10 protein-coding genes are annotated in these 12,309 nt (G+C 57.6%); all 10 read left to right on the top strand.

The window, feature by feature from the left end; translation table 11 throughout:
- Window positions 1-50 precede the first annotated feature (50 nt).
- The 10 genes from nuoC to nuoM all read left to right on the top strand — a co-directional run bounded on the left by nuoC (window position 51) and on the right by nuoM (window position 12,306).
- The gene (gene nuoC, locus BFV63_RS15165; protein WP_003861484.1) at window positions 51-1,853 is read left to right on the top strand and encodes an NADH-quinone oxidoreductase subunit C/D; all 1,803 of its coding nucleotides are present in this window, start codon (window positions 51-53) and stop codon (window positions 1,851-1,853) included.
- A gap of 2 nt (window positions 1,854-1,855) precedes the next feature.
- A complete protein-coding gene (gene nuoE / locus BFV63_RS15160; protein WP_003861486.1) occupies window positions 1,856-2,356 on the top strand; it encodes an NADH-quinone oxidoreductase subunit NuoE in 501 nt (166 codons plus the stop codon).
- Entirely contained in the window at window positions 2,353-3,690 is a 1,338-nt protein-coding gene (gene nuoF / locus BFV63_RS15155; protein WP_003861487.1) for an NADH-quinone oxidoreductase subunit NuoF, read from the top strand. The genes nuoE and nuoF overlap by 4 nt, the downstream gene beginning before the upstream one ends.
- A 54-nt stretch (window positions 3,691-3,744) precedes the next feature.
- Complete coding sequence (nuoG, locus tag BFV63_RS15150; protein ID WP_045894496.1) at window positions 3,745-6,468, top strand: NADH-quinone oxidoreductase subunit NuoG; 2,724 nt, start codon at window positions 3,745-3,747, stop codon at window positions 6,466-6,468.
- Window positions 6,465-7,442: an NADH-quinone oxidoreductase subunit NuoH gene (gene nuoH, locus BFV63_RS15145; protein ID WP_003861490.1), complete on the top strand. Its 978-nt coding sequence runs from the start codon at window positions 6,465-6,467 to the stop codon at window positions 7,440-7,442. The genes nuoG and nuoH overlap by 4 nt, the downstream gene beginning before the upstream one ends.
- Before the next feature lie 14 nt (window positions 7,443-7,456).
- Window positions 7,457-7,999: an NADH-quinone oxidoreductase subunit NuoI gene (nuoI, locus tag BFV63_RS15140; protein ID WP_003861491.1), complete on the top strand. Its 543-nt coding sequence runs from the start codon at window positions 7,457-7,459 to the stop codon at window positions 7,997-7,999.
- A 10-nt stretch (window positions 8,000-8,009) separates the two neighbouring features.
- Window positions 8,010-8,564, top strand: coding sequence for an NADH-quinone oxidoreductase subunit J (gene nuoJ, locus BFV63_RS15135; RefSeq protein ID WP_003861493.1), 555 nt, complete (start codon window positions 8,010-8,012; stop codon window positions 8,562-8,564).
- The gene (gene nuoK, locus BFV63_RS15130) at window positions 8,561-8,863 is read left to right on the top strand and encodes an NADH-quinone oxidoreductase subunit NuoK (RefSeq protein WP_003861496.1); all 303 of its coding nucleotides are present in this window, start codon (window positions 8,561-8,563) and stop codon (window positions 8,861-8,863) included. Before nuoJ ends, nuoK begins: the two co-directional genes overlap by 4 nt.
- Window positions 8,860-10,701, top strand: coding sequence for an NADH-quinone oxidoreductase subunit L (nuoL, locus tag BFV63_RS15125; RefSeq protein WP_003861497.1), 1,842 nt, complete (start codon window positions 8,860-8,862; stop codon window positions 10,699-10,701). Before nuoK ends, nuoL begins: the two co-directional genes overlap by 4 nt.
- Before the next feature lie 75 nt (window positions 10,702-10,776).
- Window positions 10,777-12,306 carry an NADH-quinone oxidoreductase subunit M gene (nuoM, locus tag BFV63_RS15120; protein WP_003861498.1) on the top strand — a complete coding sequence of 510 codons (1,530 nt, stop codon included), beginning with the start codon at window positions 10,777-10,779 and terminating at the stop codon, window positions 12,304-12,306.
- Window positions 12,307-12,309: the final 3 nt, after the last annotated feature.

The raw sequence follows: 12,309 nt of genomic DNA, 5'->3' as shown, positions 1-12,309 counted from the left end.
TACTCAAATAGCGCGAAGCCAGGCTTAACAGTCACCACGGACCATTTGCAATGGTGAACAATATGACCGACTTAACCGCGCAAGAAGCCGCCTGGCAGACTCGGGATCATCTCGATGACCCGGTCATTGGCGAACTGCGCAACCGTTTTGGGCCGGATGCCTTTACTGTTCAGGCCACCCGCACCGGGGTACCCGTTGTTTGGGTGAAGCGTGAGCAATTACTGGAAGTTGTCGATTTCCTCAAGAAATTGCCAAAACCTTACGTCATGCTGTTTGACTTACACGGCATGGATGAACGTCTCAGAACGCACCGCCAGGGTCTCCCTGCTGCGGATTTTTCCGTTTTCTACCACCTGATCTCAATAGACCGTAATACGGATATCATGCTCAAGGTGGCATTGTCTGAAAACGACATGCATCTGCCGACGATCACCAAACTTTTCCCGAACGCCAACTGGTACGAGCGTGAAACCTGGGAAATGTTCGGCATGACCTTCGACGGCCACCCGCATCTGACGCGCATCATGATGCCGCAGACCTGGACCGGCCACCCGCTGCGTAAAGACTACCCGGCACGCGCCACCGAATTCGACCCGTTTGAGCTAACCAAAGCCAAGCAGGATCTGGAGATGGAAGCGCTGACCTTCAAGCCGGAAGACTGGGGCATGAAGCGCGGCACCGAAAACGAGGACTTCATGTTCCTCAACCTGGGTCCAAACCACCCCTCTGCGCACGGTGCATTCCGTATTATTCTTCAGCTTGATGGCGAAGAGATTGTCGACTGCGTCCCTGACATCGGCTACCACCACCGTGGTGCCGAGAAGATGGGCGAGCGTCAGTCCTGGCACAGCTACATTCCGTATACCGACCGTATCGAATACCTCGGCGGCTGCGTGAACGAAATGCCATACGTGCTGGCCGTTGAGAAACTGGCAGGCATCACCGTCCCGGATCGCGTTAACGTGATTCGCGTAATGCTGTCTGAACTGTTCCGTATTAACAGCCACCTGCTGTACATCTCCACGTTCATTCAGGACGTCGGCGCGATGACGCCGGTCTTCTTCGCCTTTACCGACCGTCAGAAAATCTACGATCTGGTGGAAGCGATTACCGGTTTCCGTATGCACCCAGCCTGGTTCCGTATCGGTGGTGTGGCGCACGATCTGCCGCGCGGTTGGGACCGTCTGCTGCGTGAATTCCTCGACTGGATGCCGAAACGTCTGGCGTCTTACGAGAAAGCCGCGCTGCGTAACTCCATCCTGAAAGGCCGTTCCCAGGGCGTTGCTGCCTACGGCGCGAAAGAAGCGCTGGAGTGGGGGACTACCGGTGCTGGCCTGCGTGCGACCGGGATTGATTTCGACGTGCGTAAAGCGCGTCCTTACTCTGGTTACGAGAACTTCGACTTTGAAGTCCCGGTTGGCGGCGGTGTTTCCGACTGCTACACCCGCGTGATGTTGAAAGTGGAAGAGCTGCGCCAGAGCCTGCGCATCCTTGAGCAGTGCCTCAACAACATGCCGGAAGGCCCGTTCAAGGCGGATCACCCGCTGACGACGCCGCCACCGAAAGAGCGCACGCTGCAACATATCGAGACCCTGATCACCCACTTCCTGCAAGTTTCCTGGGGCCCGGTCATGCCGGCACAGGAATCCTTCCAGATGATTGAAGCGACCAAGGGTATCAACAGCTACTACCTCACCAGCGACGGCAGCACCATGAGCTACCGCACCCGCGTGCGTACGCCAAGCTTCGCGCACTTGCAGCAGATCCCGGCCGCCATTCGCGGCAGTCTGGTCTCCGACCTGATTGTGTATCTGGGTAGTATCGATTTTGTTATGTCAGATGTGGACCGCTAATTATGCACGAGAATCAACAACCACAAACCGAGGCTTTTGAGCTGAGTGAAGCAGAGCGTGCCGCCATTGAGCACGAGATGCACCACTACGAAGACCCGCGTGCGGCGTCCATTGAAGCGCTGAAAATCGTACAGAAACAGCGTGGTTGGGTGCCGGATGGGGCGATCTATGCGATCGCAGAAGTGCTGGGCATTCCGGCAAGTGACGTAGAAGGCGTAGCCACGTTCTACAGCCAGATCTTCCGTCAGCCGGTAGGCCGCCATGTGATCCGCTACTGTGACAGCGTGGTCTGCCACATCACCGGTTATCAGGGCATTCAGGCTGCGATTGAGAAGAAACTCAATATTAAGCCGGGCCAGACCACCTTCGACGGACGTTTTACTCTGCTGCCAACCTGCTGCCTGGGTAACTGCGACAAGGGGCCGACCATGATGATTGATGAGGACACTCACAGCCATCTGACGCCGGAAGCGATTCCTGACCTGCTGGAGCAGTACAAATGAAAACTGTAATTCGTACTGCTGAGACGCATCCGCTGACCTGGCGTCTGCGTGATGACAAACAGCCGGTATGGCTCGACGAATATCAGAGCAAAAACGGCTATGCCGGTGCGCGTAAAGCCCTTGGCGGCATGGCGCCGGACGACATCGTTAACGCGGTGAAAGAGTCTGGCCTGAAAGGCCGCGGTGGTGCGGGCTTCTCCACCGGTCTGAAGTGGAGCCTGATGCCGAAAGATGAATCCATGAACATCCGTTACCTGCTGTGTAACGCCGATGAAATGGAGCCGGGTACCTATAAAGACCGTCTGCTGATGGAACAGCTGCCGCACCTGCTGGTGGAAGGCATGCTGATCTCCGCGTTCGCGCTGAAAGCGTACCGTGGCTACATCTTCCTGCGCGGCGAATACATCGAAGCGGCGGAAAACCTGCGTCGCGCGATTGCCGAAGCCACCGAAGCGGGACTGCTGGGTAAAAACATCCTGGGCACCGGGTTTGACTTCGAGCTGTTCGTGCACACCGGTGCCGGGCGTTATATCTGCGGTGAAGAAACCGCGCTGATTAACTCCCTGGAAGGCCGCCGCGCGAACCCGCGCTCCAAGCCACCGTTCCCGGCAAGCTCCGGCGTGTGGGGTAAACCGACCTGCGTCAACAACGTCGAAACCCTGTGTAACGTCCCGGCGATCCTTGCGAACGGCGTGGAGTGGTATCAGGGCATCTCCTCAAGCAAAGATGCTGGTACCAAGCTGATGGGCTTCTCCGGTCGGGTGAAAAACCCTGGCGTCTGGGAGCTGCCGTTCGGCACCACCGCACGGGAAATTCTTGAAGACTACGCCGGCGGCATGCGCGATGGCCTGAAATTCAAAGCCTGGCAGCCGGGTGGGGCAGGGACGGACTTCCTGACCGAAGCCCACCTTGACCTGCCAATGGAGTTCGAAAGCATTGGTAAAGCAGGTAGCCGTCTGGGTACCGCGCTGGCGATGGCCGTCGACCACGAGATCGGCATGGTATCCCTGGTGCGTAACCTGGAAGAGTTCTTCGCCCGCGAGTCCTGCGGCTGGTGCACACCGTGCCGTGATGGTCTGCCGTGGAGCGTGAAGATCCTGCGTGCTATCGAACGTGGCGAAGGCCAGCCTGGCGATATCGAGACACTTGAGCAACTGTGTCGATTCTTAGGACCGGGTAAAACCTTCTGTGCCCACGCACCGGGCGCCGTCGAGCCGCTGCAAAGCGCGATTAAATATTTCCGCGACGAATTCGAAGCAGGCATCAAGCAGCCGTTCAGCAATACCCATTCGATCAATGGTATTCAGCCGAACCTGCTGAAAGCGCGCTGGTAAAAACAGAATTTTGATTAACGCTCGGTTTCGGCCGAGCCAACTGGAAGCATGCTAATGGCTACGATTCATGTAGACGGCAAAGAATACGAAGTCAACGGGGCGGACAACCTGCTGGAAGCTTGTCTGTCTCTTGGCCTCGATATTCCGTACTTTTGCTGGCATCCGGCGCTGGGCAGCGTCGGTGCTTGCCGCCAGTGTGCGGTGAAGCAATATCAAAACGCGGAAGACACGCGTGGTCGCCTGGTGATGTCCTGTATGACGCCAGCCGCCGAAGGCACCTTTATTTCGATTGATGACGAAGAAGCCAAACAGTTCCGTGAAAGCGTGGTGGAGTGGTTGATGACCAACCACCCGCACGACTGTCCGGTGTGTGAGGAGGGCGGTAACTGCCACCTTCAGGATATGACCGTCATGACCGGTCACAGCTTCCGTCGCTATCGCTTTACCAAACGTACCCACCGTAACCAGGATCTGGGGCCGTTCATCTCTCACGAAATGAACCGCTGCATCGCCTGCTACCGCTGCGTGCGTTACTACAAAGATTATGCAGACGGTCAGGATCTGGGCGTGTATGGCGCGCATGACAACGTCTACTTCGGTCGTCCGGAAGACGGTACCCTTGAAAGCGAATTCTCCGGTAACCTGGTAGAAATCTGTCCGACCGGCGTATTCACGGATAAAACCCACTCTGAACGTTACAACCGTAAATGGGACATGCAGTTTGCGCCAAGCATCTGCCAGCAGTGTTCCCTCGGCTGTAACACCAGCCCGGGTGAACGTTACGGCGAACTGCGTCGTATCGAAAACCGTTACAACGGTACCGTTAACCACTACTTCCTCTGCGACCGCGGTCGTTTCGGCTATGGCTATGTGAACCTGAAAGACCGTCCGCGTCAGCCAGTTCAGCGCCGTGGCGATGACGTCATTACCCTCAACGCTGAGCAGGCGATGCAGGGCGCGGCAGATATTCTGCGTCAGTCGAAGAAAGTGATCGGCATTGGCTCCCCGCGCGCCAGCATCGAAAGCAACTTCGCGCTGCGCGAGCTGGTTGGGGCGGAAAACTTCTACACCGGTATCGCCCAGGGCGAGCAGGAACGTCTCCAGCTGGTGCTGAAAGTGCTGCGTGAAGGCGGTGTTCACACGCCTGCGCTGCGCGAAATCGAATCCTATGATGCGGTTCTGGTGCTCGGGGAAGACCTGACGCAGACTGGCGCACGCGCGGCCCTGGCGGTTCGTCAGGCGGTGAAAGGCAAAGCACGTGAAATGGCAGCGGCGCAGAAAGTGGCTGACTGGCAGATTGCGGCCATCCTCAACATCGGTCAGCGCGCGAAGCATCCTCTGTTTGTGACTAACGTCGACAACACCCGTCTGGACGATATCGCGGCGTGGACCTACTGCGCGCCGGTTGAAGATCAGGCGCGCCTCGGATTTGCCATTGCCCACGCGCTGGACAGCAACTCGCCGGCCGTTGAACTGGATCGCGACCTGCAAAACAAGGTCGACGTGATTGTTCAGGCGCTGGCGGGGGCGAAGAAACCGCTGATTATTTCCGGTACCAACGCCGGTAGCGCTGAAATCATTCAGGCCGCAGCGAACGTTGCCAAAGCCCTGAAGGGACGCGGCGCTGACGTTGGTGTGACCATGATTGCCCGTGCGGTGAACAGCATCGGTCTGGGTATGATTGGCGGCGGCTCGCTGGAAGACGCGTTAAGCGAACTGGAATCCGGTGCCGCTGACGCCGTTGTGGTGCTGGAAAATGACCTGCATCGCCATGCTTCTGCCGCTCGCGTTGACGCCGCGCTCTCCAGAGCGCCGCTGGTGATGGTTATCGACCATCAGCGCACCGCGATCATGGACAAAGCGCATCTCGTACTCTCTGCGGCAAGCTTCGCAGAAAGTGACGGGACGGTGATCAACAACGAAGGTCGCGCCCAGCGTTTCTTCCAGGTTTATGACCCGGCCTACTACGACAGCAACACCGTGATGCTGGAAAGCTGGCGCTGGCTGCACTCTCTGCACAGCACCGTGCAGAGCCGTGAAGTGGACTGGACGCAGCTCGACCACGTTATCGACGCGGTTGTTGAGAAACTGCCTCAGCTGGCGGGTATTAAAGATGCCGCGCCGGATGCAAGCTTCCGCATTCGCGGCCAGAAACTGGCGCGTGAGCCGCACCGCTACAGCGGTCGTACCGCGATGCGCGCCAACATCAGCGTGCACGAACCGCGTCAGCCGCAGGATAAAGACACCATGTTCGCCTTCTCGATGGAAGGGAACAACCAGCCGTCTGCGCCGCGTTCGCAAATCCCGTTTGCATGGGCACCGGGCTGGAACTCCCCGCAGGCATGGAACAAATTCCAGGCTGAAGTGGGCGGTCACCTGCGCCACGGCGATCCGGGCGTGCGTCTGATTGAAGCCTCCGAAACCGGTCTGGACTTCTTCACCACCGTTCCGGCGAGCTTCCAGGCGCAGGAAGGTCACTGGCGTATTGCACCGTACTACCATCTGTTCGGTAGCGACGAAATGTCCCAGCGTTCTCCGGTATTCCAGCAGCGTATGCCGCAGCCGTACATCAAGCTCAACCCGGCGGATGCCGCGAAGCTTGGCGTTAACGCGGGTGCGAACATTGCCTTTAGCTACGACGGCCAGACAATCAGCCTGCCGCTGATTATTTCTGAACGCCTGTCAGCAGGGCAGGTGGGTCTGCCGATGGGTATGCCTGGCATCGCGCCGGTCCTGGCGGGTGCGCATCTTGATAACCTTCAGGAGGCAAAAGCATGAGTTGGTTAACGCCGGATCTTATCGACATCCTGCTGAGCATTCTGAAAGCGGTTGTGATTCTGCTGGTGGTGGTCACCTGCGGCGCGTTCATGAGCTTTGGTGAACGTCGTCTGCTCGGTCTGTTCCAGAACCGTTACGGACCGAACCGCGTGGGCTGGGGTGGTTCACTCCAGCTGGTCGCGGACATGATCAAGATGTTCTTTAAAGAGGACTGGGTTCCGCGCTTCTCGGACCGCGTGATCTTTACGCTGGCGCCGATGATCGCCTTCACCTCGCTGCTGCTGGCGTTTGCTATCGTTCCGGTCAGCCCGACCTGGGTGGTCGCTGACCTGAACATCGGCATTCTGTTCTTCCTTATGATGGCAGGCCTCGCGGTTTACGCGGTGCTGTTCGCAGGCTGGTCCAGTAACAACAAATACTCGCTGCTGGGTGCGATGCGTGCTTCCGCGCAGACGCTGAGCTACGAAGTGTTCCTGGGTCTCTCCCTGATGGGCGTGGTGGCGCAGGCCGGTTCATTTAACATGACCGACATCGTCAACAACCAGGCCGACATCTGGAACGTTATCCCGCAGTTCTTTGGGTTTATTACCTTTGCCATCGCGGGCGTGGCGGTGTGTCACCGTCACCCGTTTGACCAGCCAGAAGCCGAACAGGAACTGGCCGACGGTTACCACATTGAATATTCCGGTATGAAGTTCGGTCTGTTCTTCGTGGGCGAGTACATCGGTATCGTCACCATTTCGGCGTTGATGGTAACCCTGTTCTTTGGTGGCTGGCATGGCCCGTTCTTACCGCCGTTCATCTGGTTCGCGCTGAAAACCGCGTTCTTCATGATGATGTTCATTTTGATTCGCGCAGCGTTACCGCGTCCGCGTTATGACCAGGTAATGTCCTTCGGCTGGAAAGTGTGCCTGCCGCTGACGCTCGTCAACTTGTTGGTAACGGCGGCTGTCATTCTCTGGCAGCAGCCATAAGGGGCTTTGAGATCATGACCTTAAAAGAATTATTGGTAGGTTTCGGCACCCAGGTACGCAGTATCTGGATGATCGGCCTGCATGCGTTTGCCAAACGCGAAACCCGGATGTACCCGGAAGAGCCGGTATATCTGCCGCCGCGCTACCGTGGACGTATCGTGCTGACGCGCGACCCGGACGGTTCCGAGCGTTGCGTTGCCTGTAACCTGTGTGCGGTAGCGTGTCCGGTGGGCTGTATCTCTCTGCAAAAAGCAGAGACGGTAGACGGCCGCTGGTATCCTGAGTTCTTCCGCATCAACTTCTCACGCTGCATTTTCTGCGGTCTGTGTGAAGAAGCGTGCCCAACCACGGCGATTCAGCTGACTCCAGACTTTGAGCTGGGTGAGTACAAGCGTCAGGATCTGGTGTACGAGAAAGAGGATCTGCTGATTTCCGGTCCGGGCAAATACCCGGAATATAACTTCTACCGGATGGCGGGTATGGCAATCGACGGCAAAGATAAAGGCGAAGCTGAGAACGAAGCTAAGCCTATCGACGTCAAGAGCCTGTTACCGTAAGGAGAGGGCAATGGAATTCGCTTTTTATATCTGTGGCCTTATCGCCATCCTGGCTACGCTGCGAGTGATCACGCACACCAATCCGGTGCATGCGCTGCTGTATTTAATCATCTCGCTGCTGGCTATTTCCGGGGTGTTCTTTGCGCTGGGCGCGCACTTCGCCGGTGCGCTGGAAATCATCGTCTACGCCGGGGCCATCATGGTGCTGTTCGTGTTCGTGGTGATGATGCTCAACCTGGGCGGCTCTGAAATTGAGCAGGAACGTCAGTGGTTAAAACCGCAGGTGTGGATTGGCCCGGCGATTCTGTCGGCCATCATGCTGGCGGTGATTGTTTACGCCATTCTGGGCGTCAACGACCAGGGTATCGACGGGACGCCAATCAGCGCGAAAGCCGTGGGTATCACCCTGTTTGGTCCGTACGTTCTGGCGGTTGAGCTGGCCTCGATGCTGCTGCTGGCGGGTCTGGTTGTGGCCTTCCACGTTGGCCGCGAAGAGCGTGTCGGCGAGGTGCTGAGCAACCGCACTGACGACCGCGCGAAAAGAAAAACGGAGGAACGCGCATGATCCCCTTAACACATGGACTGATCCTCGCTGCGATTTTATTCGTTCTGGGCTTAACCGGTCTGGTTATCCGCCGCAATCTGCTGTTTATGCTGATCGGTCTGGAAATCATGATCAACGCTTCCGCGCTGGCCTTTGTGGTCGCCGGCAGCTACTGGGGCCAGACCGATGGTCAGGTGATGTACATTCTCGCCATCAGCCTCGCGGCTGCTGAAGCGAGTATTGGCCTGGCGCTGTTGCTACAGCTCCATCGTCGCCGCCAGAACCTGAACATCGATTCAGTAAGTGAGTTGCGTGGATGAACATGCTTGCCTTAACCATTATTTTTCCGCTGATTGGCTTCGTGCTGCTGGCGTTTTCTCGCGGCCGCTGGTCTGAGAATCTGTCTGCCACCGTGGGCATTGGCTCTATCGGCCTGGCTGCGCTGGTCACAGCGTATGCGGGTATCGACTTCTTTAACAATGGACGTCAGGCCTACAGCGTACCGCTGTGGAACTGGATGTCGGTCGGTAACTTCAACATCGGTTTCAACCTGGTGCTGGATGGTCTGTCTCTGACCATGCTCTCCGTGGTCACCGGCGTCGGCTTCCTGATCCACATGTTCGCCTCCTGGTACATGCGCGGTGAAGAGGGATACTCCCGCTTCTTCGCCTACACCAACCTGTTTATCGCCAGCATGGTGGTTCTGGTGCTGGCCGATAACCTGCTGCTGATGTATCTGGGCTGGGAAGGCGTGGGTCTGTGCTCTTACCTGCTGATCGGTTTCTACTACACCGATCCGAAGAATGGCGCAGCGGCCATGAAAGCGTTCGTCGTGACCCGCGTGGGTGACGTCTTCCTCGCTTTCGCGCTGTTCATTCTCTACAACGAACTGGGCACGCTGAACTTCCGCGAAATGGTGGAACTGGCGCCGGCGCACTTCGAAGCAGGCAACAACATGCTGTGGTGGGCAACGCTGATGCTGCTGGGTGGCGCCGTGGGTAAATCCGCGCAGCTGCCGTTGCAGACATGGCTGGCCGACGCGATGGCGGGTCCAACCCCTGTCTCCGCGCTGATCCACGCCGCGACCATGGTTACCGCCGGTGTCTACCTGATTGCGCGTACCCATGGCCTGTTCCTGATGACCCCGGAAATTCTGCATCTGGTGGGTATTGTCGGTGCGGTTACGCTGGTGCTGGCAGGCTTTGCCGCGCTGGTGCAGACCGACATCAAACGCGTTCTCGCGTACTCCACCATGAGCCAGATTGGTTACATGTTCCTGGCGCTGGGCGTTCAGGCGTGGGACGCAGCCATTTTCCACCTGATGACGCACGCGTTCTTTAAAGCGCTGCTGTTCCTCTCATCCGGTTCGGTGATCCTGGCCTGCCACCACGAGCAGAACATCTTCAAAATGGGCGGACTGCGTAAGTCCATCCCGCTGGTCTATGTCTGCTTCCTGGTGGGCGGCGCGGCGCTGGCGGCACTGCCGCTGATTACCGCGGGCTTCTTCAGTAAGGACGAAATCCTTGCGGGCGCCATGGCGAATGGTCATATCAATCTGATGGTTGCGGGTCTGGTCGGTGCGTTCATGACCTCCCTGTACACCTTCCGTATGATTTTCATCGTCTTCCACGGTAAAGAACAAATTCACGCTCACGCAGGGAAGGGGATTACCCACCACCTGCCGCTGATTGTGCTGCTGGTCCTGTCCACCTTCGTTGGCGCGATGATTGTGCCACCGTTGCAGGGTGTACTGCCGGCAACAACCGAGCTTGAGCACGGTCGCGTTCTGACGCTTGAAATCACCTCCGGCGTAGTGGCTATAGCGGGCATCCTGATTGCCGCATGGCTGTGGCTGGGCAAACGCACGCTGGTAACTGCCGTTGCCAACAGCGCGCCGGGCCGTCTGCTGGGCACCTGGTGGTACAACGCGTGGGGCTTCGACTGGCTGTACGACATGATCTTCGTGAAGCCGTTCCTGGGCATTGCGTGGCTGCTGAAGCGCGATCCACTGAACAGCCTGATGAATATCCCGGCGATCCTCTCTCGCTTTGCAGGTAAAGGCCTGCTGTTTAGCGAGAACGGTTATCTGCGCTGGTATGTGGCGTCCATGAGCATCGGTGCGGTTGTCGTGCTGGCGCTGCTGATGGTGTTGCGTTGATCGTAAAGTGAATTTTATTCGATTCGTTGAAAATCAGGCCCCTGCTGGGGGCCTTAAAAAGGAATGTAAATCGCCATGTTACTACCCTGGCTAATATTAATTCCCTTCATCGGCGGCTTCCTGTGCTGGCAGACCGAACGCTTTGGCGTGAAGATGCCGCGCTGGATCGCGCTGATCACCATGGGATTGACGCTCGCGCTTGGCCTGCAACTGTGGTTGCAGGGTGGCTACTCACTGACCCAGTCTGCGGGCCTTCCGCAGTGGCAGTCTGAGTTTATCCTGCCGTGGATCCCACGTTTCGGTATCACGATCCACCTCGCGATTGACGGTCTGTCGCTGCTGATGGTGGTGCTGACCGGTCTGCTCGGCGTTCTGGCGGTACTTTGCTCCTGGCGAGAAATCGAAAAATACCAGGGCTTCTTCCACCTGAACCTGATGTGGATCCTGGGCGGCGTGATCGGCGTGTTCCTGGCCATCGACATGTTCCTGTTCTTCTTCTTCTGGGAGATGATGCTGGTGCCGATGTACTTCCTGATCGCGCTGTGGGGTCACAAGGCATCCGACGGTAAAACGCGTATCACGGCGGCCACCAAGTTCTTCATCTATACCCAGGCGAGTGGTCTGGTGATGCTGATTGCCATCCTGGCGCTGGTGTTTGTGCATTACAACGCGACCGGTGTCTGGACCTTCAACTACGAAGACCTGCTGAAGACCCCGATGTCCCACGGCGTGGAATACCTGCTGATGCTGGGCTTCTTTATCGCCTTCGCGGTTAAAATGCCGGTGGTTCCGCTGCATGGCTGGCTGCCAGACGCGCACTCTCAGGCGCCAACGGCAGGTTCCGTTGACCTGGCGGGCATCTTGCTGAAAACCGCGGCTTACGGTCTGCTGCGTTTCTCCCTGCCGCTGTTCCCGAACGCCTCCGCAGAGTTCGCGCCGATTGCCATGTGGCTGGGCGTGATCGGTATCTTCTACGGTGCATGGATGGCCTTCACGCAGTACGACATCAAACGTCTGATTGCTTACACCTCCGTTTCCCACATGGGCTTCGTGCTGATTGCCATCTACACCGGCAGCCAGCTGGCGTACCAGGGCGCGGTGATCCAGATGATTGCGCACGGCCTGTCCGCTGCCGGTCTCTTCATCCTGTGTGGTCAGCTGTACGAACGTCTGCATACCCGCGACATGCGTATGATGGGCGGTCTGTGGGGCAAAATGAAATGGCTGCCGGCGCTCTCCATGTTCTTCGCGGTGGCGACTCTGGGTATGCCGGGTACCGGTAACTTCGTCGGCGAGTTTATGATCCTGTTCGGCAGCTTCAACGTGGTACCGACGATCACCGTCATCTCCACCTTTGGTCTGGTGTTTGCCTCCGTGTACTCGCTGGCGATGCTGCACCGCGCTTACTTCGGTAAAGCGAAGAGTGAAATTGCTGCACAAGAATTGCCGGGGATGTCGCTGCGAGAGCTGTTCATCATCCTGCTGCTGGTCGTACTGCTGGTGCTGTTGGGCTTCTATCCGCAGCCGATTCTGGATACCTCGCACTCCGCGATGGGTAACATCCAGCAGTGGTTTGTTAATTCTGCTTCTACTACAAGGCCGTAATTC

The organism is Enterobacter hormaechei subsp. xiangfangensis, assembly GCF_001729785.1.
Taxonomy (GTDB): domain Bacteria; phylum Pseudomonadota; class Gammaproteobacteria; order Enterobacterales; family Enterobacteriaceae; genus Enterobacter; species Enterobacter hormaechei_C.
The sequence above is the reverse complement of the archived record's forward strand: the minus strand, read 5'-3'. Positions and strand labels throughout refer to the sequence as shown.